The following is a 26302-nucleotide window of genomic DNA, read 5'->3' on the forward strand; positions in this document are numbered from 1 at the left end:
GTGGCTTTCGTCAACGCGTCGATCGGCGCGCACCGCTTTCGACACCCGTTGGGACGAAATCGCGACATAACCGGGTCAAGATCGTCGAATTTCCCGGACTTTCTCATCATCTTCGCTGGTCAAAGTGTTACGCATGGAGCTGAAAGCCGAAAAAACCACGTCGCGCCGCCGCTGGGCCGCCGTCGCCGTTGTCGCGGTGCTCGTGGCCGCGGCCGCGACCTGGGCGGTGTCTTCCCACGCGATCGCCGGGTTCGCGAGCCCCCGCCCGCTCGCGGTGCCGTCGCTGACCTGGCCGTCCGACGGCCAGACCGCGGTGGACGTGGAAGGGCTCGGCCGCATCGGCGCCGTCGGCGTGCAGACTCCCGTCCCGATCGCCAGCGTCACCAAGGTGATGACCGCCTACCTCATCCTCCTCGAGCATCCACTCCGCGACGGCGAGGCCGGCCCGGACATCGTCATCGACAAGCAGGCCGAGTCCGAGTCGTCCTCGCGGGAGGAGTCGAGCGCGCCGGTCCGCGCGGGCGACCGCCTCTCCCAGCGCAACCTGCTGGAGCTGATGCTCATCCCGTCGGGCAACAACATCGCCCGCCAGCTGGCCCGCTGGGACGCGGGCAGCCAGGAGGCGTTCGTCGAGAAGATGAACCGCGCGGCCGCCGACCTCGGCATGAAGTCCACGAACTACACCGGGGCCAGCGGCCTCGAGGACTCGACCACCAGCACGGCCACCGACCAGCTGCTGCTCGCGCACGCGGCCATGCGCGAGCCGGTCATCCGCTCGATCGTCGCCATGCCGAGCGTTCAGGCCGGCAAGGGCGGCCGGACCCTGCCCAACACCAACAGCCTGCTCGGCCGCAACGGCGTGATCGGCCTCAAGACCGGGTCCAGCACCGCCGCCGGTGGCGCGCTCATGTGGGCCGCGGAGCTGCCCGACGGCACGAAGAAGCGCCTCGTGCTCGGCGTCGTCCTGCACCAGAACTCGGGCAACACACCACGAGAGGGCTTGGAGGCCGCGCTCTCCGTCAGCGGGATGCTGGTCGAGGCGGTCGCGCACGCGCTGCCCGCCATCGTCGACACGAACCGCTGATCACTGGAAGCTGAACAGCGGCGGGAACACCAGTACCACCAGCCAAGCCCACGCCGCGAACACCGGCAGATAGGTCGTCTGCCAGCTTTCGACCGCCGCGAACGGCTTCCGGCGCCGCACCAGCCCGAGCGTCAGCCACGCCGCCCAAGCGAGGTTCGCCAGCAGGATCACGTTCTCGCCCAGCGCGGCCGCCTTGTTCGCCGAGGTGCCGAAGTCGGAGATCCGGCCGACGATTTCCAGCAGCACCAGCACGTCGATGGCCAGCGCGCTGACCACGAGCGCGAGCTGCAGCGTGTCGAACAGGGTGGGCGGGCCCAGCGGGTCACGTGCCGAGATCGAGTAGAGCAGCAGCGCGAGCACCACGACCAGCAGCAGGTCGAACAGGATCAGCGCGTCGCGTTCGATGTCGATGCCCGCGCCGTTGACGCCGACCGCGACCAGGAAAGCCAGCAGCCCCAAGGCGAACAGCGGGGTGAACAGCCTGGTGAGCACCGGGGCGATGTTCTCGACGACGCTCTGCTTGGCCTCGACCAGCCAGCCCGCGACGACCACCGCGGCCGACGCGCCGCAGGGCACGAGCCACTGGCCGACGAACGTCTCCGGGACGATCCCGATCGCCTTGAAGGTGCCGAAGGTGAACGCGATCAGCACGATGCCGCCGAGTCCGATGAGGACACAGTAGACGAACCATTCGCCGGTGAAGCGGATGAAGTCCATGCGGCGCCTCGGCGACCGCGGCTCATCGGACACATAGGACAGTCCGACGGCGAACCACAACGCGATCGGCAAATGGATGGTGGTCAGCACCAGCGTCTGCGACTGGTCGCCGAGCGGGAAGACGTTCGCCGCGACCGCGCCAAGCACGAACAGCCCGGCCAGCGCTCCGATCAACGGTTTCGGCGCCCCGCGACGCCACGCGAGGAATCCGGCGAGCCACGGCAGCACGAACAGGCCGAGATTGGGACCGTAGAACGACATGTCGTGCTCAAGGTCCATTCCGAACAGTGCCGGGACCTTGATGGACAGTGCCGCGCCCGCCGCGCACACGATCATCGCGATCAGATCCCGGCGCGACCGGGACGCCACCGCGCCGTCCGGCTCACCGGTGAGCACCAGCTGCTTCCACAGCCGTTCCGAATGCTCCCTGGCGAATTCACGGGACAGGTCGTCGAGGCTGCCCATGCGTTTGACGGCGACGAGGAACGCCTCGTCCGCGCGCAGCCCCGCGCCGACGAGCTCATCGACCGAGCCACGCAGGTGGTCTTCGAGCTCGTCGGCATCGGCTTTCCGCAGCTCAGGGCGCTTCTGCAGGTACTGGCGCCACTGCGCGAACTGCGACTCCAGCTCGTCGGGGGTGCTCACGCGAGACCTCCCGCGATGGCCAGCCCGGCGTCGCCGGGGCCGGTCCAGATCTGCTTGAGCGTGTCGACGACCGTCGCCCATTGCCGTCGCTGCTCGGCCAGCTCGGCGAGGCCCGTGTCGGTGACGCTGTAGTACTTGCGGCGCCGCTCCCCCGCGACCGACTGCCAGCTGGACTTCACGTGGCCGAGGCGTTCCAGCCGGTGCAGCAACGGGTAGAGCAGGCCCTCCGTCCAGTCCAGTTCACCGGCGGACAGCTCGTTGATCCGCCTGAGAATGGCGTATCCGTAGCTGTCCTCCTCGGCCAATATGCCCAGCACCATCGGCGTCGCCGATGCGGCGACCAGATCCTTCGTGACCTTCACCAAGCCTCCATGCCTAGAACTCCTAGGCATAGTAGTGCTAGGTATCAACTCCTCGCAACGAGCCCCGCCAACGCCTCCGGCAAGTCGCCTTGGTGCAGCACACCCAGCCGCTGGGTCGCGCGGGTCAGCGCGACGTAGAGGTCGGACGCGCCACGCGGCCCCTCGGCGAGGATCCGCTCGGGATCGACCACCAGCACGGCGTCGAACTCCAGGCCTTTCGTCTCCGACGCGGGCACCACGCCCGCCACCCCCGCCGGCCCGATGACGACGCTCGTCCCTTCACGACCGGCCTCGCCGGCATTGAATTCCTCAATGGCCGCAACGAGTTCAGCGTCGTCGACCCGCCGCGACCACGGCTGCACGCCGCACGCGCGCACCGACTCCGGCGCCTTCACATCCGGCGCGAACTCGGCGAGCACCGCGCCCGCGACGGCCATGATCTCCGCCGGCGTGCGGTAGTTGACCGTCAGCGACCGATAGACCCAGCGGCCGGGCACATAAGGCCGCAGGATCGCGTCCCACGACCGCGCGCCCGCCTCCGAACGCCGCTGCGCCAGGTCCCCGACGACCGTGAACGACCGGTTCGGGCACCGCCGCATCAGCACCCGCCAGTCCATTTCGGACAGCTCCTGCGCCTCGTCGACGACGACATGCCGGTACGTCCAGTCCCGGTCGGCGGTCGCCCGCTCGACGAGGTCACGCGTGTCGACCTCGACGAACCGATCGGCCAGATCCTCGGCGTAGAGCAGATGCTCGGCGACGAGCGCGACGTCCTCGTCCAGCTCCTCCCGGTCGAGCTTCATCATCTGCATGACGCCCTCGGCGTACTCGGCCTCGGCCCGCCGCTCCTGGTCGACGCTGCGGTCGGCGGGCTTGTCCGGTCCCAGCAAATCGACCAGCTCGTCGAGCAACGGCACGTCCGACACCGTCCACGCCGTGCCTTCGGACCGCGCCAGCGCCAGGTCCGCACCGGCCGCCCGCAGCCGCTGCTGCGACATGTACAACTCCGCCAGCAGGTCGACCGGCGTCATGATCGGCCACAGCTCATCAAGCACCGCGACGAACTTGTCGTCTTCCGCGAGCTCCTTGATCAACGACTTCCGCAGGTCCTCCCACTCTTCCCGGTCGTCACGGGTCAGCCAGCCGCGCCCGATCCTGCCGATCGCCCGCTCGGTCAGCACGTACGTGACGATCTCGGTGAACACGGACCGCGCCTCGTTGTGCGGCAGGCCGCTCTTGCGCGCCTCGTCCCGCGCCCATTCCGCGGTCTCGGCGTCGATCCGGACGGTGACGTCCTTCAGCTGAATCGGCATCGGCTCTTCAGGTAGCCGCTGCCGATCAGCGATGGCCGCCGCCAGGACGTCGAGCATCTTCAGCGAACCCTTGACCCGCGCGACCTCCGGCTCATCCTCGGCGGTCACACTCAGCCCCGGCACCAGATCCCCGGTCGTCATGAACACGACATCCGACTCACCCAGCGACGGCAGCACCCGCCCGATGTGATGCAGGAACGCCGGGTTCGGCCCGATCACGAGCACCCCGTGCCGCTCCATCCGCTCCCGCTGCGTGTAGAGCAGATAGGCGACGCGATGCAGCGCGACCACGGTCTTCCCGGTGCCGGGTCCGCCCTCGATCACCAGCACACCCGGGTGGTCCAGCCGGATGATCTCGTCCTGCTCGGCCTGAATGGTCGCCACGATGTCCCGCATGCCCTCACCGCGCGGAGCGTTGACGGCCGCGAGCAGCGCCGCATCCCCCCGATCCCCCTCACCAGGCCGCCCGAGCACCTCATCGGTGAAGTCGACCACCGTCCGCCCACGCGTATGGAACTGCCGTCGCCGCCGCATGTCCTCCGGGCTGGCCGCGGTCGCGACATAGAACGCCCGCGACGCCGGCGCCCGCCAGTCCAGCAGCACCGGCTCGAACGCATCGTCCTCGTCGAAAAGCCCAATCCGCCCGATATAAGAACGTTCACCCGCCAGCGTGTCCAGCCGCCCGAAGCACAACCCATCGTCCCCGAACGCCAGCCGCTTCATCTCCTTCGCCGAAGCCCGCACCTGGACATCCCGCTCCATGACCGCTTCGCCACTCCCCCGCAGCGCCGCGACGTACTGCCCCTTCGCCCGCGCCCGCTCAGCGTCCAACTGCGTGTACAGCCCGGCGATGTAGTCCCGCTCCGACCGCAATTCCTCGTCGTACCCCTGCACTCAGCGACTCCCGTTTCCCCAGGTTCTGGCTACGGCGAGAGATTGTGCGGCACAACCGGGGTCTTGCGGCAAGCCCCCCTGTGCGCTATATGTTGATAATGGAAGGGAGTGGTGACTCCTCCCGCCTCCTTCAGCAGGCCCTCGACAGGCCTCAGCCATTCTCCACTTTGGATCATTCGCGGCTTTCCGATGCTGCACTCGGGCCGTGTCGTTTGACAAGCCCTCCCCCAAGCTTGCGTCTCAGCGTGGGGATAAAGCCCGCTTTACTCCGCCGGGATCGCTCGTGGCTGCCGCCCACCCTGGGCGGTGAGTCGGCCTGCTTGGGCTTGGGGTCGTGAGTGTTTAGACCGGTTAGAACCGGCCGTACCACTCACGACCACAGCCCACCCAGCGCTAGGCGCGAGACCGCTCCAGGAGGTGTGAAGAGGCACTCCCCGTTACACAAGCTGCGAATCGTCTGTCACACCGTGAAACGCCGAGCGAACACTTGCCAGTGCCCGAGGATCGTCAGCCGCGACAACCCAGTAGCTGCTGTCGACTACTTCCAGACGCATGCGCAGCCGCTCTTCCCGGTATCCGCTGAACTCGCCGTCGACGATCTGCGTGCATGTCAACACGTCGCCGTTGAACGAGGCAAACCGCAGGACCCACCGCAGGTCAGCACGATCACCCACCGCAGACATGACCTCGGCAAGGTCGAAGCCGAGCCAGCCATCATCCTGCGGTGGGATGCGAACCACACACATACCGTCACCAAGCTCCACGCCACGATGGTGACACAGGCGCTTGGCCGCACCACCCGAATACTTCCCTCTGAACAACACGCATTACCTCAAGCCCGCGTCATCGCCGCAAAGCCCGGCTGCCCTTCCTGCCCGATATCAGGCAGCCGCAGAACACTCACCGCCCCAGCAACACCAAGCACCGCAAGAGCGCCGAAAAGCACCACAAAGCCCCCAGCCGCAAGCAGAGCCGGAGCAACGAAAGGCACAGCGGCAACAGGCAGAATGCTCGCGATGTTCAGCACCGCGAAGTCCTTCCCCGCCGATTCGGGATCCGGAAGCATACGCAGGCACAGCGCGAAGTCGGTAGCCAGGAAAGTCCCGTAGCCCAGCGACATGATCCCAGCGCCCGCGTACACGACCGGGATCGCGGGCGAGAACGTCACCACAACCAGGCCGACCGCCAGCACTAGTCCCCCACCGAGCACGAACGGCTTCTGACGCTGCAGCCGGTCCGAGAGCCAGCCCGTCAGCCAAGCCGTCACGGCGACGCAAAGGATCCCGATCAGCGTCAGGACGAGGATCTTCCCCGCCACCTCTTCCGTCGGCACCCCGAAGCGCTGTGTGAACACGAACGCCAGATAGCTGTTGGACGCCCAAGCCGCGGTGATCAGGAAACGCACCACCCACGCCCAGCCGAACGCGGGATGCTTGCGCGGGTTCACCCAGTACGACCGCAGCACCATCGCGAGGCCCGGCTCATCGTGAGGCGCCTCATGTCGCGGATCGCGTACGAGCAGGACGCACATGAAGACACCGGCCGCGCTGAGCACCCCGACCACGCCCCACTGCAACCACGGCAACGCCGGGACCGCGCTCACCAGCGCGAAACCCAACACGGGCCCGGCGAGTGCCACGAAGGCGACGACGCCCGAAGCCGTTCCTCGGCGGGCCGGGGCGACTTGGTCGGCGGCGAGTGCGGAACTCGCGGCGAGCTGGAAGGCGATCAGGGCCGTGATCAGGGCCCAGCCGAGCGCCACCTGCCAGACCTCGGTGGTCCAGCCCATGACCACGAGCAGGATGGCCGCGCCGAGGCCGGCGGTGAGGATCCAGGTGCGTCGGCGGCCGAAGCGGGCGGCGGTGCGGTCGCTGATGCGGCCGCCGAGTGGGTTGGCGATGAGGCCGGTGATGCCGCCGATGCCGGTGACCAGGCTGAACGCCGACGTCGCCGCCGGTCCCGCGATCGCGGTGAGGTGGGTGACCAGCAGGAGGCTGATCGGGACCGAGGTGCCGATGTAGGCGGCGGCGTTCGTGCCGACCAAGGCGGCCAGCAGGCGGCGGTGACCGGTGGCCTGGACGACCGCTTCGGCGGTCATGGCGTCACCGTCGCGGCGTCGATGATCTCGAGGATGGTGTCGCGCACGGCTGCCGGATCTTCTTGCGGGAGAAGGTGTCCTGCCTCTTCGACGACGACCACACGGCCTTGGGGTGCTGCGGCCATGAGGTCGGCCGCGACCTTGTTGAACATCGGGCGGCCCTTCGCCATGCCGCGCTCGACTCGCCCTGCCTGCAGGCAAACCGTTGGCACGTCAGGGGTTCCAGCCGCTTGCAGGCGGCGCATGATCGGCAACGCCGCGCCGATCTGCGCGGCCTCGCGGCGCCCGGCGCGCATGGCGCTCACGCAGGCGTAGTCGCGCAACAGGATGGCGAAGTCGGCGGGGCTGATGGCCGGGGAGACGCCGTGCGGCAACGTGAATTTCTCGATCAGGCCGCGGCCGCCGAACCGGGCCAGCACCGACAGCACACCGAAACTGATCGTGGCCAGTTTCGCGGCACTGAGGTTCATGACCTCGGCGACGGTGGCGTCGACGAAGACCAGGCCGGCGACGCGCCGCGGGGACCGCTCGGCGAACAGGCGGATGATCGGGCCGCCCCAGCTGTGCCCGACGAGCACGACCGGCCCGGTCTCGCCGAGTTCGTCGAGCAGGGCGGTGAGGTCGTCGACGATGCGGTCGAGGGTGCGGTCGGCCGGGTCGGCGTCGCTTCCGCCGTACCCGGCGCGGTCGTAGGACAGCGTCCGGGTGCGGGCGCTGATCTCGCGCTGAGTGTGCGTCCAGGACGCGGCGGGCGCGCTCATTCCGGCCTCGAACACGACGAGCGGCCCGGCGCCCGCGCCCGCGGTGATGGCGCGCAACCGCCGCCCGTCGGGCAATGCCACGAGCCGCTCGGTCAATCCCTGCCCAGGATCCAGCATCAGGGCCTGCCTCTCACTAATCCCAACAAGGCGGATGGATGTCCTGCCACAGCGCCGCGTCCTCCAACTCGGCGGCGAGCGCGAGCAGCTCGGCGTCGTGCCGAGGCCGGCCGACGAGCTGCACGCCGTGCGGCAGCCCTTCGTCCACATGAGACGGCAGCGCGATCGCGGGCTGGCCGGTGAAGTTCGCCCAAGGCGTGTAGCCGGACCAGGCGAGCATCGACTCGGGCACGGCTTCGACGCCGCCGGCCAGGAAGTGCCCGATCGGGACCGGCGGGCCGTTCGTGACCGGGGTCAGCGCGACGTCGAAATCGGCGAACGCGGCGAGGAACGCGCCGGCATACTCCGCGAGAATCCCTTCCACCGCAAGCACTTCACGGCCCAGCATCGCTTCGCCCTCTGCGTAGAGGTGGCGGGTGTACGGCAGGAGCGAGCCTCGGTCGTCCGGTGGGACCAAAGTGGACACCGCCGCGTGCACCGACGAGGCGAAATGCTTGCGCAGCGCTTGGCGCACCCGTTCGTCACAGCCGGCCGGGATCGGAACCTCGCGCACGTCATGCCCCAAGTCCCGCAGCAGCGCAGCCGTCCGCTCGACGGCGCGCACGGCCTGCGGATGCGGAGGCCCATCGAGACCCGTGTCGGTCCACATCGCGACACGCAACGGTTTCCTTGGCGCACAAGCGGGAACGCCGTCCGCCATCACGTCCAGCAGCAACGCCGCGTCCGCCACGGTCCTCGCGATGGGCCCTTCGACGGTCGTGCTGACGAGCGCGGGTGAACCGACCAGACCGCGGCTGGGCTTCACCCCGACCAGGTGACAGACCGCGGCGGGCGTCCTGGTCGATCCGGCGCCGTCGCCTGCCGTGGCCAGCGGCAACAGCCCGGCCGCGACGGCGGTCGCGGCGCCACCGCTGGACCCGCTCGCGTAGCGCCCCAGGTCATACGGGGTCACGGCCGGCTGGGCCGTCACGTCGTTGTGGGTGTAGCAAGTGGCGCCGAACTCGGCGGTGTTGGTCTTGCCGACGAGCACCGCACCGGCGCGCCGCACCAGCGCCGTGGTCCAGGAGTCTTCCGGTGCGACGAAACCGGCCAGTGCGGCGGACCCGAACGTCGTGCGCACACCCGCGGCCGGATACAGGTCCTTGATGCCGATCGGCAGGCCGAGCAGCGGCGCCCACTCCCCCGCGGCGATCCGCTTGTCCGCGCGAACGGCTTCCTCGAGCGCGAGTTCCGGCGTGACGGTGACGAACGCGCCGAGCCCGGCGTCGAGGCGCTCGATGCGCCGGAGGTAGTGCTCGGTCAGTTCACGAGAGCTGACCTCTCCCCCGCGCAGCGCGTCGAACTGCTCGGTCGCGGACAGTTCGTGGAGGCTCACGACGGCACCGACATGCCGGTCAGCAGCCGATGGGCCGCGGTGACCACGGCGTCCAGGTACTCCGGCGTCAGCGGCTGGCGGCCGATCATCCGCCGGTGCATCAGCGGACCTTCGATCAGGTCGCCGACCAGGCCGAGTTCGTCGATCTCGCCGATCTCACCCCGGCGCGTCGCCCGCGTGAGCGCGTGGTGCAGCGGCCGCCCGCGTCCCTCGGCCATGGTGCGGAACGCGAGTTCGGCGTCGGGATCGGTGTGCAGATCGGCCGTCAGTGCCATGAGCCCGTCGACCCAGCTCGACGACCACGACTCGGCGAAGTCGTCGACGATCGCCTTGAGGTCGCCGCGCAGGCTTCCGGTGTCGTGGTCGGAGACCGGCGGCAGATGCCCGGCGAGCACGTCGACGACGAGCTGCGCCTTGGTCGGCCAGCGCCGGTACAGGTCGGTGCGGTGCGCCTGGGCCTGCGCGGCCACCTTCGCCATGGTCAGCGCGTCGTAGCCCCGGCTTGTCAGCAGCGACCAGGCCGCGTCCAGCAGTCGCTTCTCGAGCTCGGGATCCCGGGGTCGGCCAGCCACGTCGTCTCCAATTCGCTACATGTTGTAGTGAATTGGAGGATAGACAGCTTCCCGGCAGGCACGCAAGGGTCGCCGGGATCGGCGAGGGACTCCCCGCCGATCCCGGCTCCCCGCTAGCCGGTGGTCGAGATGTCGTCCAGCTGCTCGGCCGCCGGGCGGACCGGGTAGAGGTCGCCGATCGGCGACTTCGGGACGTTCGGCAGCGCCGCGCGGGCCTCGCGGTCACCGGCGTCCGCCGCGGCGTGGACGCTGTCCAGTGCCGCGTACTGCAGGAAGTTCAGGTCGGGGTACTTCCACTCCGACTGCCCCTTGGTGGCGGCGGGGAGCAGGAAGTCGACGGCCTTGAAAATGCTGCCGCCCTTGGGGTTCTGGTAACCCCAGAGGTCGACGCCCGCGCGTTCGCCGAGCTGCGCGAGCCGGGTGAACGCGACCAGGTTGAAGGTCGAGTAGTGGTAGGTGCGGGTACGGGCGATCTCCTGCGGCTGGCTGCCGTCGGCGGCGATCTGCACGTCGACGCGGCCTGCCTTGGCCTTCTCGAGGATGTCCTTGGCGACCGCGGTCTGTCCGGTGTACAGCGCGATGCCCGAGGTGAGCATGTCCATGAACGTGCCGTGGTTGTTCTGCGCCGCGGCCTCGTCCTTGCCGTTCTGGCTGGTGCGCAGCCAGGTCAGGAAGTCGGCCGACCAGCCCTTGAACGCGCTCTCGTCGCCCTTCGACCAGCCGGGCGCGCCGGTGCTCAGGATGGCGGCGGCGTCGAGCACCTGGGTGAAGGTGTAGGCGAACTCGATGATGCCGATGCCCCGGCCGTCGGTCTTGCAGGGGATGCCCTGCGCGAAGTTCAGGTTGGGGTTCATCTTGGTCGCGGCGTCGAGGAACCACGTGCGCAGGTCGAGCGCCGCGCGGCGCGCGTACTCGGCCTTGCCGGTGTAGTACCAGGCCAGCGAGAGCTGGTAGATCGCCGTGAACGCCTTGAGTCGCTCAGCCTTGTCGGACAAGGCTGTCGTCTCTGGGTTGAGCACGCCGTCTCGCTGAACGTACGGGCAGCCGAGCGGGTTCTCAGGCGTCTTCTCCTTACTGGGCCACCAATAAGGCGCGAGGCTCATGTAGTCGTGCTTGTCGCCACTGGGCGGCACGCGCTCCTTGTCGGCGACGGTCCACGGTCCTTCCTTGACCGCTACGTCGGCCTGCTTGAGCAGATCCTTGAGAGACGCCGTGACCGTCCGCTCGCCGACAAGCAGGGCGAGCTTGTTGACCAGCAGGCGCTTTCCGTCGAGGACGACGGTCTTGGGCGGGCAGAAGCGAGAGATCACCGGCAACGAGCATGCCCCGCTGGAGACAGGAGCGGCCGACGCGACGCCGGCGGACAGCGGGAGGCTCAACACGGCCGCCGTCGCGGCGAGAACGCCGATGCGCCGGAGAGGTCTGAGTGGCGACACTGCTACTCCGTTCATATCCATGAACATTCAACAGGTATGTGACGCACGAGTAGAACTCTGAACGCCGACAGGCTGAAGATGGCAAGCGCAGCCGTTACCTATTTGTGACCCCGGCCTCTGCTGTCAGTACCTCCGCGCCAGCACGAGGTACACGGCCGCCGCGACGAGCGCGCTCACCGCGAAGAACACCAGGCTCGCCGGCGCGGGCAGGCCGGTCGAGAGCAGCCAGCCCGCGATGCTGGGCGCGATGACCGCGCCGACGCGGCCGGTGCCGATCGCCCAGCCGAGCCCGCTGCCGCGCAGATCGTCCGGGTAGTACCCGGCGACCGCGCCGGTGACCAGGCAGGCCGCGCCGTGCGCGCCCATCCCGGCGGCCACGACGAGCGCGTACAACCCGACGGTGCCGGGATTTCCCAGTGACATCGCCACCAGCGACACCCCGGAGACGCCGATCGCGAACGCCGCGACCCGGATCGCGCCGAACCGGCTGCCCGCCCAGGCGATCACGCTGGACCCGGCGACCGCGCCGAGGTTGAGCGCCAGCGCGAACGTCAGCGCGGAACCCAGGTCGTAGCCCGCCTGCGCCATGATCCCCGGCAGCCAGGTTCCCAGTCCGTACCAGGTGATGAACGTGGTCGCGACCGACAAGCCGAACAGCACGCTCAGCGGCAGCAACGGTTTACGCAGGATCGCCAGGTAGCCCGAGGCCGTCGCCGCGTCGCGAGGACGCGGTGTCGTGTGCGCCGGCAGGTACCGGATCGCCAGCGGCAGCAGGAAAACGAGCGGGATCGCGGCCGGCGCGAACATCCAGCGCCAGCCGAGCGACGGGATGATCTCGATGCCGATCAGCGCCGCGATACTGCCGCCCATCGGCACTCCGGACATCAGCACGGTGGCGACCAGCGGCCGATGGCGCGGGCTGGTGATGTCGGTCATCAGCGTGTTCGCCGAAACCACGATCCCGCCGAGCCCGAGTCCCGCGACGAACCTGAGCACCCCGAAGGCCGCGGGGCCGGTGGCGAACGCGCACGCGACCGTCGCCACCGAGAACGTCGCGACACAGCCCTGGATCACCCGTTTGCGGCCGAGCGAATCGGCGAGCCTGCCGCCCGCCAGCGCGCCGGCGATCATGCCGAGGAAAGCGAGACTGCCGATCAGGCCAGCGGCGGATTTCCCGATGCCCCACTCGCGGCCGATACCGGGCACGACCGTGCCGTAGACGATCAGGTCGTAGCCGTCGAAGACGATGAACAGCCAGCACAGGACGACCGCGATCGCGGTCCTGGGCGGGGCGGCGGTGGTCGTCACGCGGCCACCTCCTGGTGACCGTCGTTGTCGGTGTAGCACTCCTCGCGGAAGAAGCCGAGCGAGCGCATCACCGGGAAGTCGTTGAAGGAGAACAAACACGCGTCTTCGGAGCGGCTGGCGTTGGCGTGCTCGTGCCAGGCCCATGACGGTACGCAGAAAATGTCGCCCTCGGTCCACTGAAAGCGCTTACCTGCGACGACCGACGAGCCGCTGCCCTTGGCGACTGTGTAGATCTTCGAACCGACCTGGCGGTGCGCGAGCGTGGCCTCGCCGGCGCGGAGCAACTGCATGTGCGCGCTCATCGTCGGCATCACCGAGCCGCCGGTGACCGGGTTGGCGTACTCCATGATCACGCCGTCGTACGGCGAGCCGTCGGTCGCCTTGGCCGCCTTGAGCAGCGCCTCGTACGTCGGCTCCCACGGATAGGCCAGCAGCGGCGAGTGGTTCTTGTGCCACGGGTCGCCGACCGGGCGCAGCTGCCCGGCGCCGTAGACCAGCAGCGACGAGTTCACGACGCCTTCCTGTTTCTGGTAGATGTCGGGATGCACCTCGTAGAACGGCGCGTCGAGCGCGTTGACCAGCGGGATGTCGAGACCATCCTGCCAGATGACCGGGCCGTCGTCCGCCTCGTTGCCGTGTTCGTGCCAGGTCCAATTCGGGGTGATCGCGAAGTCGCGCGGGCCGACGCTGAGCTTCTGACCGTCCACAATGGTCCAAGCGCCGGTGCCCTCCAGCACGAACCGCAGCGCGGCCGCCTGGTGCCGGTGCGCGGTCATCGACTCGCCGGGTCCCATGATCTGCAGCCCGGTGTAGAGCAGGCCGACAGCGGCGGCGAGATCGCGCCGCTCCGGGTTGTAGAGCGCGACCACGCGCCGTCCGGCGTCGTCACCGCTGACCAGGTCGAGCGCCTTGGTGACCAGCGGGCGCAGCTTCGCGTACGGCCAGTGCGTCGGCACCGACTCCGGCCGCGGGTACCAGGGTTCGATCTTGTTCGCGACCGTCCAGAGCGCGCCGGCGTCGAGGCCGGCCAGTTCGTCGTAGTAGGCGTCCAGTTCGGCGGTGTCCCGCACCCTGGCCCGGCCGAGCCGGTCGTCGTCGAAGTCCATGTGTCCGTCCTCTCGATCGAGCGGTGACGCCCAAGGTAGCCCAAGATTTAATCAAATCCAAGCCGTTTCTGATCAAATTCGGCGATATTCTCAGCTTCTATTCGCTGCTCAGGGTTCATATTCTTGACCGTCGATGTAAGATTTGATCAAATCATCCCGACTCTGAGAGGTGACGATGGCCAGCTTCCCCGCCTTCCGCGCCGCCGCCGTCCAGGCGGCGCCGGTGTTCCTCGACACCGCCGCGACCGTCGAGAAGGCGTGCCGCCTGATCGAGACCGCGGCCGCGAAGGGCGCGCGGCTGATCGCCTTCCCCGAGGTGTTCGTCTCCGCGTATCCGTACTGGAACTGGACGCTGAACCCGGTCCAGGGCGGCCCGTGGTTCGAGCGCCTCTACCGGTCGGCGATCGACGTTCCCGGCCCCGAGGTCGCGACCCTGTGCGCGGCCGCGCGCGAGGCGGGCGCCCACGTCGTGATCGGCGTGAACGAACGCGATCCGTACTCGGCCGGGACGCTCTACAACTCGGTGCTGCTCATCGGCGCGGACGGCGAGTTGCTCGGCGTGCATCGCAAGCTCGTGCCCACCTGGGCGGAGAAGCTGACCTGGGGCCACGGCGACGGCAGTTCGGTCCGCGTACACGAGACGTCGATCGGGCGGCTCGGCGCGCTGGCGTGCGGCGAGAACACCAATCCGTTGGCGCGCTTCGCTTTGCTGGCGCAAGGCGAGCAGGTGCATGTGGCGAGCTACATCGCGCTGCCGGTCGCGCCGCCGGACTACGACATGGCCGACGCGATCAGGCTGCGCTCGGCCGCGCAGAGTTTCGAAGGCAAGACGTTCACGGTCGTCGCCTGTTCGACGATCTCCGAAGAGATGGTCGAACTGCTCGGGCACGACGAGGCCACCCGGAAACTGTTGCGCCGCGAGCATTGCGCGCTCAGCGGTGTGTTCGGGCCGGACGGGCGCCCGATCGGCGAGCCGCTGATCGACGCCGAGGGCATCGTCTACGCCGACCTCGACCTCGCCAAATCCATCCAGGCCAAGCAAATGCACGACGTCATCGGGCACTACAACCGCTTCGACGTCTTCTCGCTCACCCTCGACCGGACCCGCCGGTCCGGGCTGTCCTTCACCGACTGAAACGGAGCTACCATGCGATTCGCCACCTTCAGCCACACCGCCGACGGTGAGCCCCGGCTCGGCGTGCTCGTCGGCGACGACGCCGTGCTCGATCTGCGGCTCGCCGTCCCCGACGTGCCCGGTGACCTGCGCGCCTACATCGCGGCAGGCCCGGAACTGCACGCCCGCGTCCAGTCCATTGTGTACTCGGGGACGCCACGGGCCGACCACGTCGTGCCACTGTCCGCAGTGGTGCTCCACGCACCGCTGCGGCCGGGCAAGATCGTCGGCGTCGGCCTCAACTACGCCGAGCACGTCGAGGAGTCCAGCCGCACGCTCGACACCGACGCGCGGCGGCCGGACCGCCCGGTGTTGTTCTCGAAGCCCGCGACCGCGGTGATCGGCCCGGATCAGCCGATCGAGCACAACGCCCGGATGACCGCCCAGCTCGACTGGGAGTGCGAACTCGGCGTCGTCATCGGCGAGACGGCGCGTTCGGTACCGGGCGCGCGAGCGTTCGACCACGTCTTCGGCTACACCGTCGTCAACGACATCAGCGCCCGTGACCAGCGCCGATCCGGCCAGTGGTTCTTCTCCAAGGGCCAGGACACCTACGCGCCACTCGGCCCGATCGTGGTCACCGCTGACGAGATCCCCGACCCGCACGCGCTCGGCATGGAACTGACGGTCAACGGCGAGCGGCGGCAGAAGGGCACGAGCGCCCAGATGATCTTCCGGATCCCCGAACTGATCGAGGAGATCACCTCAGGCGTCACGCTCGAACCGGGCGACGTGATCGCCACCGGCTCGCCGCAGGGCGTCGGCGCGGCCATGGATCCGCCGACCTTCCTGGTCCCCGGCGACCTGGTCGCCGCGACCATCGAAGGCATCGGCACCCTGAGCAACCCCGTGAAGGCGGTCTGAGCCATGTACCGGATCGGCCAGATCGTCCCCAGTTCGAACACGACCATGGAGACCGAGGTCCCGGCGATGCTGCGCGCCCGCGAGGCGATCGCGCCGGAGCGCTTCACGTTCCACTCGGCGCGAATGCGCATGAAGGAGGTGACCGCGGCGGAACTCGCCGCGATGGACGACGAGTCGGACCGCTGCGCCGCCGAGTTGTCCGACGCGGCCGTCGACGTGCTCGGGTACGCGTGCCTGGTCGCGATCATGAGCCGCGGCGAGGGCTACCACCGCGAATCCCAGAAGCGCCTGCTCGAAGTGACCCGCGCGAACGGTCACCCGGCGCCGGTCGTCACCAGCGCCGGCGCGCTCGTCGACGCACTCAAGGTGCTCTCGGCGAAGCGCGTCGCGCTGATCGCGCCGTACCTGCGGCCGTTGACCGAGCAGGTCGCCGGCTACATCACGGCCGAGGGCCACGAGGTCACCGACTACCTGGCGCTGGAGATCCCGGATAACCTGGCGGTCGGCGCGCAGGACCCGCGGCGGCTCGAAACGCTGGTCGATCGCCTCGATCACCACGACGCTGACGTCGTTATACTCTCCGCATGTGTCCAGATGCCGTCGCTGCCCGTGGTGCAGGCGGTGCAGGACCGCATCGGCAAGCCGGTGATCACCGCGGCCGTGGCCACCACCTACCGCATCCTCGCCGAGCTGGGGCTGCCACCGGTGGTGCCGGGCGCGGGCGCGCTGCTGGACGGGACCCACTGACATGACCAAGGCCGAGCCCGCGGGCAAGCAGACCACGACCGGCCAGGCCTACGACGCAATCCTCGAGCTCATCAAGGACGGCACCTTCGGCCCCGGCGAGCCACTGCGGCTGCAGAAGCTCTCGACCGAGCTCGGCATGAGCATGACCCCGATCCGCGAGGCGTTGCGGCGGCTGGAATCGACCGGGCTGGTCGACCTGCTCCCCCACCGCGGCGCGGTCGTCCGCCCGCTGTCTTTGGACGACCTGGTCGACACCTACCGCACCCGCATCCTGCTCGAAGGAACCCTCTGCCGCCGGGCCGCCCAGCACTTCGACAAGGCCGACGAGAGCCGGGCTTTCGAAGCGCTGGAGGCCCAGCGTGCGGCGTTGGAGCGAGGGGACGCCGAGCAGGCTCGGGTGCACCACAAGGAGTTCCACTACGCGATCTACGCGGCGGCCGGGTCGGCCTGGCTGATGCGTTCGACCGAGCAGACGTGGCACAACAGCGAGCGCTACCGGATCCAGAGCGAGTCGGACAACGACCTGCTGACCACACGCCGTCAGGAGCACGAGCGCATGCTCGCCGCCTGTGTGAAGCACGATCCCGACGAGGCGCTCGAGGCCCTGCGCGCCCACTTGATCAGCACGGTGTCCCATTTGGACGCCGGGACCGCGAAACGCCTCCTGATCCTCACGTCTTGACGGGTGCGCCGGTAGCGGCGGCGACGTCCGCCTCGGTGACGCCGGGAGCGGTTTCCATCAGGTGAAGACCGTCTTCGGCGACGTCGAGTACACACAGGTCGGTGATGATCCGGTCGACGCACGCGCGGCCGGTGAGCGGCAGCGTGCAGTCGGCCACGATCTTGGGACTGCCGTCGCGCGCGGTGTGCTCGGTGAGCGCGACGACGTGCCGGGCGCCGTGGACGAGGTCCATCGCGCCGCCCATGCCCTTCACCATCTTGCCGGGGATCATCCAGTTGGCGAGATCGCCGCGGGCGGAGATCTGCATGGCGCCGAGGATCGCGGTGTCTATGTGGCCGCCTCGAATCATTCCGAACGACTGGGCCGAGCTGAAGAAACTGGCGCCGGCCAGCGTGGTGACCGTCTCCTTGCCCGCGTTGATGAGATCGGCGTCGACCTCGGCGTCGGCGGGATAGGGCCCGGTGCCGAGAATCCCGTTCTCGGAATGCAGCACGACCCGCGTGCCGGCCGGGATGTGGTTGGGCACCAGCGTCGGCAGCCCGATGCCCAGGTTGACGTAGCTGCCATCGGCGAGTTCGGCCGCGGCGCGCGCGGCCATCTGGTCCCGTGTCCACGGCATCAGCCGGCGTTCCTTTCGGTGGTGGTGCGGCGTTCGATGGGCTTGTCGGCCGCCTGCTCCGGCGTCAGCTCGACGACCCGCTGGACGTAGATGCCGGGCACGTGGATCCGGTCGGGATCGAGGTCTTCGACGAGCTCCTCGACCTCGGCGATGGTGATCCGGCCCGCGGTGGCCACCATCGGGTTGAAGTTGGCGGCCGACCTGCGGAAGACCAGGTTCCCGTGCCGGTCACCGCGAGCCGCCCGCACCAGCGCGAAATCGCAGGTGATCGCCTGTTCCAAGACGTACTCACGGCCGCCGAACGCGCGGGTCTCACTCGGCGGCGACGCGACCGCGACGCTTCCGTCCGGGGCGTAACGCCACGGCAGCCCGCCTTCGGAGATCTGGGTGCCGACACCGGCGGGCGTGTAGAAGGCGGGAATGCCGGAGCCGCCCGCGCGTAGCCGTTCGGCGAGAGTGCCCTGTGGGGTCAGCCGGACTTCGAGCTCACCCGCGAGGTACTGCCTGGCGAACTCCTTGTTCTCGCCCACGTAGGACGCGACCACCCGCGCGACCCGGCCGGATTCGAGCAGGACGCCGAGTCCGCGTCCGTCGGTGCCGCAGTTGTTCGACACCAGCGTCAGCCCGGACACCCCGGTGGCGTGCACCGCGTCGATCAGGACCTGGGGCACGCCACACAGCCCGAAGCCGCCGACCGCGAACGAGGCTCCATTGTGGACATCGGAGACCGCCGCGGCGGCGGTCGGGAATACCTTGTTCATAGTGGCAACACTTTATGTACCGACCACCCCACCCTGGATATGTGCGCGAAGCACACTTTTCACGCTCGCGGCAGGTGTGGCTTTGCCATATTCGCTCGACACGGCGGGCACCATGCGCCACGCTCACACCCGGCCGCCGACGAGAGGAGGAGCATGCGTTTGTCCGCTCTCGCCCATCCCGTCGCCGGGCATGGCAGGCTGTGCCGCGTGCTCGTCCCGGACGCGCGCCTGCGCAACACCTGGGTCCGCCCGCCGACGCTGACCGGCTACGGCAAGATCACCGGCTGCCGGGCAGACCTGCTCCGGCTGGGCGCGCTGATCCGCATGGCGGCGTCCAGTCCGCACAGCGCGGTCCACGTGCCGCTCCGCAAGAACGACCTCGCCGACGAGATCGCGTACTGGTTCCGTGATGTCGAGCCGGTCGACCTCCTGATCATCCGCAAGGACATCGGGCTGCGGCCGTCGGCATGGCCCGAGCTGCGCGCGGGCTTCCGCCGTCGCGCTTCCGAGGCGAGGCCGCTCACGCTGCGAACACCGGAACCTCGTGCGCCGCACTACATCCAGGACGACCGGATCTCGCTGACCGAGCACGCGGGCACGCTCATGATCTCCGGGCCGGCGTCGGCCTTGCATCAGGTCGGCGATGTCATGACCGAGGCGGGCGAGCTGATCGCGTCCAATCGCGACATCCACCAGTGGGGGCACGCGATCCTGTCGTCGCTGACGTGGATCCTGCGTGGTGACGGTGGGGCGCCGCAGGGGACCGAGTTCGACATCTACGGCCTCGATCCTATCTTCCACAAGGCGCGCTGGGCCTGACGTCGCTCTCTCGCTGCTACGCGCTCTCTTAAGCGCTTAGAGCGCTCTAAGTGTTTAAGTTCAAATGGTCCTATTGGTCATTCTTTTTTTTGGCACTCGAACCGATGTGCGGCTACATTGAATGTGTGGAAACTACTGAACTGACGCCGCCGTGGCAGCTTTCCGACGAAGAGCTGACCGCGCGCCTTCTGGCGTCCGAGACTGATCTTCGTCGGTTCTACGCACGAGTTCTCGACCTGGTGGAGGAGTTCGAGAGACGCAAGCTGGGACCCGGTTTGGGGACCCGAAGTACGGCCTTGTTCCTGGAGCGGATCATGTTCCTGTCGCGGCGGGAAGCCGCCCGTCGGGTACGTCACGCGACCACCGACATGCCGTTGGCGCGGCAGGCGGCGCGTGAAGGTGACCTCAGCGCCGAGCATTTGGACGAGATAGAGAAAACCTTGTCCCAGACACCGTCGTGGCTCACGCCGGAGAACCGAGCCGAGGATGAGAAGATGCTGATCGGGCTGGCCAAGATGGCCACCCCGATCAGCGTGGCGAAGGTCGGACAGCGACTCAGGTCGTACTGGGACATCGAAGGCAAGGACCGTCGCGATCGTGAAGGGGAGCTGGCGCGGCCGCGGCGGGAGGCGCGGTACTGGTTCACCCGCTCCGGCCGCTTCAGGCTCACCGCCGATCTCGACGGCAACGCGGGCAAGGTCATCGCCGCCGCATTGGACACGCTGGCCAAACCCGATGCCGCCGACGAACTCGGCAACCCGGATCCCCGCAGCCGCGAACAACGCCTCGGCGACGCGGTGGTCCAAGTCTTCGACACCGCCACCCGCTCGCCACGGATGCCGTCGAGAGCCGGTGAGCAAGCGGTCGTCATGGTCACCGTGACCCTGGAGGAACTGCAGCGCCGGGCAGCGGCGGCGCACTTGACGGACTGGGGCGCGGCCAGCGCTTCCGAGCTGCTCAAGATGTGCTGCGATGCCCTGCTCGTGCCTGCCGTGATGAACACGAAAGGCGAGGTCCTGCATCTGGGCCGGTCGCGGCGGCACGCCAGCCGAGCCCAGCGGCACGCCCTCGCCATCCGTGACAAAGGCTGTACCCGGCCCGGCTGCACGAGGGGCCCGAAGTGGTGCATCCCGCACCACGCGGACCACTGGATCGGCGACAGCGGACCGACCGACCTCAACAACCTCGCGCTCGTCTGCGAACGCGACCACAACCTCATCCACCATGGCGGCTGGGACCTCGAAATCAAGGACGGCACCGTCTGGTGGACACCACCCGCCTACCTCGACCCGCACCGCACGCCCGCCAAGAACACCGCCCACGACCCGCCACCCCGCTACGCCGACAACCCGGTCTGTGCATGAACCTCACGTCACCAGCCGCAACCAGGCGGCCGCGAGCGCGGCATGACCCGCGGGCGTCGGATGAATGCCGTCCGCCGCCCAGTACTCGGGCCCGGTCGTCGCGGCAAGCTTGGCGAACATGTCGTCCGCGCCGATCAGGTGCGCGCCGTGTCTACGGGCGAGCTCGCGAACGACCTCGATCTTCGGATCGAGATCGGCGCGCCACTCCTTGCGCTCCTTCTCACCGATGAGCGCATAGCCCCGGCCCGCCTCGACCACCCCACGAATCGGCAGCAGGAATGGCTCGATCATGATCACCGTCGTACCCGCCTCGGTCAGCGGCGCGAGCAGCCGGTCATAGCCCGCTTCGAACTCCCCCAAGGGGATGGGCCGTCCCTGCGGACTCAGCGTTTGCCAGCCCACATCGTTGATCCCGACGAGTATCGACACGACGTTCGGGCGGGCGCCGAGGACATCCGCTCGCCACCGGGCTTCGAGATCCATGACCTTGTCACCGCCACGCGCGACGTTCAGCCAGTTCACCGCCCGGTGCGAGTACCGGAAGTCCCACTCCCCCGCCACCCGCAGCGGGTACCCGAACCCGAGCCCGTCTTCGCTCTCGAGCCGCTGGCAATCGGTGATCGAGTCGCCGACGAACACCACCGTGCTCCCCGGTCGAAGGTTGATCGTCATCGCGACAGCTCCGGGTTGCCGAACCACTGACGCACGGCGCGCTCGAACGCCTCGCGGTCGGACGAGCCTTCGCCGGCCCAGGCGACAACGCCATCGGGACGCACGAGCACCGCACCCACGCCGAGGTCATCGCGAGCCGCGCCCGCCACGTAGCGCACCCGGTTTTCCCAGTGTGAAGCCGAATCACGGAGGTTCTGATCAGCGCTGAAGTCGAGTACGACGCCTCGGCCGTCCTGCATCAGGTCACTGAGCCGGACGCCGTCCGTAAGCTCGAACTCGGGAGCGACACGCCCGACCAGCGGGTGCGAGTCACCGAGGTCGTACCGGATCGACGCGCCCAAGAACTTCGCGTACACGTACGTCGTGCCGTCCGTGGTCGCCAGCAGGTCGCGGATCAGGCTTTGGACCGCTTGCGAGTGTGGGTCCGGCCGCATCGCCGCGACCTGGGCGCGAGTCCACTCCAGCGCGAGGGCGCCGAAGCGATGACGTTCGGCGGTGTAGGTGTCGAGCAGCCCTTCGGGGGCGTGGCCGAGCACGGTCGCCGCGAGCTTCCAGCCCAGGTTGATCGCGTCGCCCATCCCGATGTTGAGACCCTGGCCGCCGAGCGGGGACATGATGTGCGCGGCGTCGCCCGCGAGCAGGACCCGGCCGTTCCGGTAGCTCGTGGTCTGCTTGGCACGGTCGGTGAAGGTCGACGAGAGCTGGATGTCGGTCAGTGTCACGTCGGTGCCGGACACCCGGCGCAACACCGTCTGCAGGTGCTCGCGGGTCGGCTCCTGCGAACGGTCGAACGCGCCGCCGTCGAAGTCCATGTAGCCGAGGTGGCCGTCCGTCTCCCGCTTGAGGTACATGCCGTTCGGCGTCAGGTTGATGCCGGGCTTGAGCTTCTCGGGGTCGGCGATGGTAGCGAGCACCGTGTAGCCGGTGAACTGCGGCTCGGTCCCGACGAACTCGAAACCCGCGAGCTTGCGGACGGTGCTGCGGCCGCCATCGCAGCCGACGACCCAGCGCGCCGGGTACTCGTCCTCACCCGCGTACAGGACCACCTTGTCGTCGTACTGGGCGAGGTCGGAGACCGCGACGCCGCGCCTGATCTCCACGCCGAGCTTCGCCGCCTGCTCGGACAGCACCGACTCGATCACCTCGAGGTCCGTCATCACGGCCTCCGGCGCCGCGTTGGGCAGCCGGAACGGCAGCGCGCTGTCGTCGATGTTGGCCGGGTCGAGCATGATGCCCGCGAAATGCCCGGCGCCGCGACGGCCGGACGCGTCCGTGCCGGGAACGTTCTGCACACCGGAGGCCGACAGCAGCGGGTCCAGCAGGCCACGGCGCTGGAACGCCTCGACCGACGCGGCGAACAGGCCACGCATGCCGAGCGGGGCAGCCCGCCATGGGGAGTTCGCCTCGGGCTCCCGTTCGAGCACCAGCACGGAGCAGCCGGCGAGGCCGAGCTCGCACGCCACGAACAGGCCGACCGGGCCCGCGCCCACGATCACTACGTCATGCATGAGATTTCCCCTTCCGCCGCCGGATTTCGGCGACACGGCAACACTGCCGGGGCTCGCTCACACGAGGCGCACATCGCGTTGACACGGGGCCACATGACGCTCACACCAGCGCACACGCGAAGATCAAGGCATGGACCGGCTGCGCGTTACGCTGCTCGGCGCGTTTCAGGTGTCGCGCGGCGACGAGGCGCTGCCCGTGCCGGGTGCCCGCTTGCAAGGCCTCGTGGTCCGGCTGGCACTCGCGGCCGGACGCGCGGTCGACCAGAGTGTCCTGATCGACGCGATCTGGGCAGAGGACCCGCCGGCAGATCCCTCGCACGCCCTGCAAGCCCTCGTTTCCCGGCTGCGCCGCACTCTCGGCTCGGCCGACGACGTCACGCAGGTCGCGGGCGGTTATCGCCTGGCCGTGGCAGCGCCGGACGTCGACGCGCTGCGGTTCGAGCAACTCGCCGCGGCGGGCCGTGACCGGCTGCGCGCCGGGGATCCGACCGGTGCGGCGGCCGTGCTCGGCGAGGCCGTGACGCTGTGGGGGGGGAGCCCGCGGTCGCGCCCGTCTTCGCGACCCGACTGGCGGAGATCGCGACCGAAGCGACCGTCGACCTCGCCGACGCCGAGCTGGCGCTGGGCCGGGCCGACACGGCCGCCGACCGCTTGACGGCACTGCTCGCCGAGCACCCCGTCCATGAGCGCGCCGCCGCCTCGCTCATGGACGCACTCGCCGCTCAAGGGCGCCAAGCCGAAGCGCTGGCGCGCTACGAGCGCATCCGCGAAACCCTCGCCGAGACGCTCGGCACCGACCCGGGCGCCGCGCTGCGGGAACGTCACCTCCGGCTGCTGCGTACCGAGCAACCGGTCGCGCGCACGAAGTCCAGTTCGTTGCCGGCAGCGCTGACCAGTTTCATCGGCCGCGACGACGACCTTGCCCGCATCGAAACGCTGCTCACCAGCGGCCGTCTCGTCACGGTCCTCGGCCCCGGCGGCGCGGGCAAAACCCGGCTGGCTCTCGAAGCCGCGCGGCGCCGCGAGCGCGCCTGGCTGATCGATCTCGCCTCCGTCACCGAACCGGCCAAGGTCGGCGCGGCGCTACTGGCCGCGATCGGGTTACGTGGCTCCGCGTTGTTTGAGGGCTCGGCCGAACTGCGGGAGGACCGAAGCGAGCTGGACGTGCTCGTCGATCAGCTCGACGGCCAGGAAACCCTGCTCGTGATGGACAACTGCGAGCACCTGATCGACGCGGTGGCCCACCTGCTTTCCGCGCTGCTGACCCGCTGCGCCGGGTTGCGTGTGCTGGCCACCAGCCGCGAGCCGCTCGCCATCGACGGCGAGGCGCTGGTCCCCCTAGGCCCGCTTCCCCTGCCCGGACCGGACGCCGACGTCGAGCAGGCTCGGCGCTCCGCGTCGGTCCGGCTGTTCACCGAGCGGGCCGCGGCCGTCCGCCCCGGTTTCGCCGTCGACGAGCACAATCTCGCCGAGGTCCTGAACATCGTCCATAGCCTGGACGGCATGCCGCTCGCACTCGAACTGGCCGCTGCCCGTCTCCGGACGCTCTCGCTGACCGACCTCGCCGCGGGGTTGTCCGACAGATTCCGCTTGCTCACCATGGGAAGCCGCACCGCGCTCCCCCGCCACCGCACACTCCGCGCGGTCATCGAGTGGAGCTGGGATTTGCTCGACGCGGACTCGCGCACGGTCGCCGAGCAGATCGCGGTACTGCCCGGCGGCGTCACGGCCGCGTCGGCGACCGCCGTCTGCGCGGGAATCGAAGCTGTCCCGGAGTTGCTCGCCGGACTGGTCGACCGGTCGTTGCTTCAGCTCGCGCCGGACACCGGCCGATACCGGATGCTGGAGACGATCCGCGAGTACGGACTGCGGAACCTCGCTGAGCAGGAGACGCTGACCGACGTTCGCGACCGAGCCGCCGGCTATTTCGCCGCTCTGGTCGCCCATTGCGATCCGCAGCTGCGCGGCCCCCGCCAACTCGACGCGCTCCACATCCTGCGCGCCGAGTACGACAACATCCTCGCCGCGCTGCGGTGGCGATGCGACACCCACGTCGGCGCGATCGCGCTCGCCGTGGATCTCACGTGGTACTGGCAAATGCTCGGCCGGAAGCAGGACGCGGCCTACTGGCTCGGCGAGGCCGTCACGGCGTCCACCACGCCAGGCGTGGAGCGTGACGTCGCCGAGTGGCTGCTTCTCACGACCGCCGCGACGCAAAGCGCGCTCGTCAACGACTGGCTCAACGAGCGCGACGACAACCTGCGTGCGCTCATCGGCCGGCTGCTGGCGTATCCGGAGTTGCCGGGCTTCGGCGGCGCGCTGACCACGCTCAGGCTTGCCTTCGTCCGCGAAACCGAGGCATGGCTGACGATCATCCAGCGCGTGATCGACGGCCCGGACGTCTGGCTCGCCGGCCTGGCCCGCATGTTCCGCGCCCATTTCGCCGAGAACGGCGGCAACCACGCCCAGGCGCACGAAGACGCGACCGCCGCGCTCGACTGCTTCGCCCGTGCGGGCGACCGCTGGGGCCAGGCGACCGCGCTGCCGTTGCGTGCGTTGCTGCGGCAGTCCGACGGCGACCTCGACGGCGCGCTCGCCGACTTGACCGAGACGACCCGGCTCGCCCGCGAGTTCTGGTCACTCAGCCTCAGCGACGAGTTGTTCATCAGCCTCCGCTGGATCGACCTGTACGTCCGCCTCGACGAGACCGCGCGCGCCGCCGACCTGATCACCGCGACCCGCGAGCGCGCCCAGCACCCGGCCCCGCCCGAGATCTCGATGATGCTCGACCTGCGTGAAGCGAACCTGAGCCTCCGCGCCGGTGAGCTCGGCCGAGCACGCGAGCTGCTCGACGCCGCCGAAGCCCGCTTGAGCGAACAACTCACGTTCGACGACGACCATGGCCGGGCGTTGATCGGAGCGGCCCGAACCTTGCTCCGCGTCGCATCGGGCGACGGCACGGGCGCCTCGGAAGCGGCGGGCGTGGCTTACGCGGCGGCGGTCGCCAGCTTGGACATGCCGGTCGTGGCCGCGGTCGCGGTGAGCGTGGCCGGACTCGCGGCGCTGCACGACCGGTACGCCGACACGGCGGTCATCCTCGGCGCGGCCGCCCGCCTGCGCGGCGCGCACGACCGCACCGAGCCGTGGGTTCGCGACCTCACCCGCCGTGGACAGGCCGCGCTGGGCGAGGAAAACTTCGCCGCGGCGTACGGCAAGGGCTGGCGGCTGGACAGCGCGGCGGCCATGTCCGAAGTCGATCCCGCCCGGCTGGAATCGTCTTAGAGCCTGTCTGCGATCCCGGCCG

At 69.2% G+C, this 26302-nt stretch carries 22 protein-coding genes and 1 pseudogene; 8 read left to right on the forward strand and 15 right to left on the reverse strand.

Annotation, left to right across the window (positions count from 1 at the left end; genetic code table 11):
- Positions 1 to 133: 133 nt before the first annotated feature.
- A complete protein-coding gene (locus tag AB5J62_RS22265) occupies positions 134 to 1084 on the forward strand; it encodes a D-alanyl-D-alanine carboxypeptidase family protein (RefSeq protein WP_370941836.1) in 951 nt (316 codons plus the stop codon).
- Here the strand turns inward: AB5J62_RS22265 and AB5J62_RS22270 are convergent, their stop codons facing one another.
- The 11 genes from AB5J62_RS22270 to AB5J62_RS22320 form a co-directional block, all read right to left on the reverse strand.
- Complete coding sequence (locus AB5J62_RS22270) at positions 1085 to 2446, reverse strand: permease prefix domain 1-containing protein (RefSeq protein ID WP_370941837.1); 1362 nt, start codon at positions 2444 to 2446, stop codon at positions 1085 to 1087. It abuts the gene before it with no gap.
- Positions 2443 to 2808 (reverse strand): PadR family transcriptional regulator, encoded by a 366-nt coding sequence (locus tag AB5J62_RS22275; RefSeq protein WP_370941838.1) that lies wholly within the window; start codon positions 2806 to 2808, stop codon positions 2443 to 2445. The genes AB5J62_RS22270 and AB5J62_RS22275 overlap by 4 nt, the downstream gene beginning before the upstream one ends.
- Positions 2809 to 2852: 44 nt before the next feature.
- Positions 2853 to 5015 carry an RNA polymerase recycling motor ATPase HelR gene (gene helR, locus AB5J62_RS22280; RefSeq protein WP_370941839.1) on the reverse strand — a complete coding sequence of 721 codons (2163 nt, stop codon included), beginning with the start codon at positions 5013 to 5015 and terminating at the stop codon, positions 2853 to 2855.
- A 437-nt stretch (positions 5016 to 5452) separates the two neighbouring features.
- On the reverse strand, positions 5453 to 5779 hold the full coding sequence (locus AB5J62_RS22285; RefSeq protein ID WP_370941840.1) for a hypothetical protein: 327 nt from the start codon (positions 5777 to 5779) through the stop codon (positions 5453 to 5455).
- Between the two features lie 68 nt (positions 5780 to 5847).
- Complete coding sequence (locus AB5J62_RS22290) at positions 5848 to 7113, reverse strand: MFS transporter (protein WP_370941841.1); 1266 nt, start codon at positions 7111 to 7113, stop codon at positions 5848 to 5850.
- Positions 7110 to 7991, reverse strand: a complete 882-nt coding sequence (locus AB5J62_RS22295) for an alpha/beta fold hydrolase (RefSeq protein WP_370941842.1) — start codon at positions 7989 to 7991, stop codon at positions 7110 to 7112. The genes AB5J62_RS22290 and AB5J62_RS22295 overlap by 4 nt, the downstream gene beginning before the upstream one ends.
- Before the next feature lie 16 nt (positions 7992 to 8007).
- On the reverse strand, positions 8008 to 9366 hold the full coding sequence (locus tag AB5J62_RS22300) for an amidase (RefSeq protein WP_370941843.1): 1359 nt from the start codon (positions 9364 to 9366) through the stop codon (positions 8008 to 8010).
- Positions 9363 to 9938: a TetR/AcrR family transcriptional regulator gene (locus AB5J62_RS22305; protein ID WP_370941844.1), complete on the reverse strand. Its 576-nt coding sequence runs from the start codon at positions 9936 to 9938 to the stop codon at positions 9363 to 9365. Before AB5J62_RS22305 ends, AB5J62_RS22300 begins: the two co-directional genes overlap by 4 nt.
- A 113-nt stretch (positions 9939 to 10051) precedes the next feature.
- Positions 10052 to 11374, reverse strand: coding sequence for an alginate lyase family protein (locus AB5J62_RS22310; protein WP_370941845.1), 1323 nt, complete (start codon positions 11372 to 11374; stop codon positions 10052 to 10054).
- Positions 11375 to 11497: 123 nt separating this feature from the next.
- Positions 11498 to 12682: an MFS transporter gene (locus tag AB5J62_RS22315; RefSeq protein WP_370941846.1), complete on the reverse strand. Its 1185-nt coding sequence runs from the start codon at positions 12680 to 12682 to the stop codon at positions 11498 to 11500.
- Positions 12679 to 13788, reverse strand: a complete 1110-nt coding sequence (locus AB5J62_RS22320) for a cupin domain-containing protein (protein ID WP_370941847.1) — start codon at positions 13786 to 13788, stop codon at positions 12679 to 12681. The genes AB5J62_RS22315 and AB5J62_RS22320 overlap by 4 nt, the downstream gene beginning before the upstream one ends.
- Before the next feature lie 175 nt (positions 13789 to 13963).
- Here AB5J62_RS22320 and AB5J62_RS22325 point away from each other — a divergent pair, with 175 nt between their 5' ends.
- From AB5J62_RS22325 to AB5J62_RS22340, 4 genes are read left to right on the forward strand one after another with little or no spacing between them, the layout of a single operon-like run.
- A complete protein-coding gene (locus AB5J62_RS22325) occupies positions 13964 to 14923 on the forward strand; it encodes a carbon-nitrogen hydrolase family protein (RefSeq protein ID WP_370941848.1) in 960 nt (319 codons plus the stop codon).
- Positions 14924 to 14935: 12 nt separating this feature from the next.
- Complete coding sequence (locus tag AB5J62_RS22330) at positions 14936 to 15826, forward strand: fumarylacetoacetate hydrolase family protein (RefSeq protein ID WP_370941849.1); 891 nt, start codon at positions 14936 to 14938, stop codon at positions 15824 to 15826.
- Between the two features lie 3 nt (positions 15827 to 15829).
- On the forward strand, positions 15830 to 16573 hold the full coding sequence (locus tag AB5J62_RS22335; protein ID WP_370941850.1) for an Asp/Glu racemase: 744 nt from the start codon (positions 15830 to 15832) through the stop codon (positions 16571 to 16573).
- A 1-nt stretch (position 16574) separates the two neighbouring features.
- Complete coding sequence (locus AB5J62_RS22340) at positions 16575 to 17255, forward strand: GntR family transcriptional regulator (protein WP_370941851.1); 681 nt, start codon at positions 16575 to 16577, stop codon at positions 17253 to 17255.
- Here the strand turns inward: AB5J62_RS22340 and AB5J62_RS22345 are convergent.
- Positions 17245 to 17874, reverse strand: coding sequence for a 3-oxoacid CoA-transferase subunit B (locus AB5J62_RS22345; RefSeq protein WP_370941852.1), 630 nt, complete (start codon positions 17872 to 17874; stop codon positions 17245 to 17247). The two genes, AB5J62_RS22340 and AB5J62_RS22345, sit on opposite strands and share 11 nt — an antisense overlap.
- A complete protein-coding gene (locus AB5J62_RS22350) occupies positions 17874 to 18635 on the reverse strand; it encodes a CoA transferase subunit A (protein ID WP_370941853.1) in 762 nt (253 codons plus the stop codon). The genes AB5J62_RS22345 and AB5J62_RS22350 overlap by 1 nt, the downstream gene beginning before the upstream one ends.
- Positions 18636 to 18788: 153 nt before the next feature.
- On the opposite strand from AB5J62_RS22350, the gene AB5J62_RS22355 reads away from it, so the two are divergent.
- The gene (locus AB5J62_RS22355) at positions 18789 to 19454 is read left to right on the forward strand and encodes a hypothetical protein (protein ID WP_370941854.1); all 666 of its coding nucleotides are present in this window, start codon (positions 18789 to 18791) and stop codon (positions 19452 to 19454) included.
- 125 nt (positions 19455 to 19579) lie between these two features.
- Positions 19580 to 20818, forward strand: coding sequence for a DUF222 domain-containing protein (locus AB5J62_RS22360; protein WP_370941855.1), 1239 nt, complete (start codon positions 19580 to 19582; stop codon positions 20816 to 20818).
- A gap of 3 nt (positions 20819 to 20821) precedes the next feature.
- Here AB5J62_RS22360 and AB5J62_RS22365 read toward each other — a convergent pair whose 3' ends face one another.
- Positions 20822 to 21490, reverse strand: a complete 669-nt coding sequence (locus tag AB5J62_RS22365; protein ID WP_370941856.1) for a GDSL-type esterase/lipase family protein — start codon at positions 21488 to 21490, stop codon at positions 20822 to 20824.
- A complete protein-coding gene (locus AB5J62_RS22370; RefSeq protein WP_370941857.1) occupies positions 21487 to 22998 on the reverse strand; it encodes an FAD-dependent oxidoreductase in 1512 nt (503 codons plus the stop codon). The genes AB5J62_RS22365 and AB5J62_RS22370 overlap by 4 nt, the downstream gene beginning before the upstream one ends.
- A 130-nt stretch (positions 22999 to 23128) precedes the next feature.
- Between AB5J62_RS22370 and AB5J62_RS22375 the strand changes: the two are divergent.
- Positions 23129 to 26280: pseudogene (locus tag AB5J62_RS22375) on the forward strand (BTAD domain-containing putative transcriptional regulator).
- The last annotated feature ends 22 nt before the right edge of the window (positions 26281 to 26302 follow it).

The sequence above is a fragment of the Amycolatopsis sp. cg5 genome, assembly GCF_041346955.1.
Classification (GTDB): domain Bacteria; phylum Actinomycetota; class Actinomycetes; order Mycobacteriales; family Pseudonocardiaceae; genus Amycolatopsis.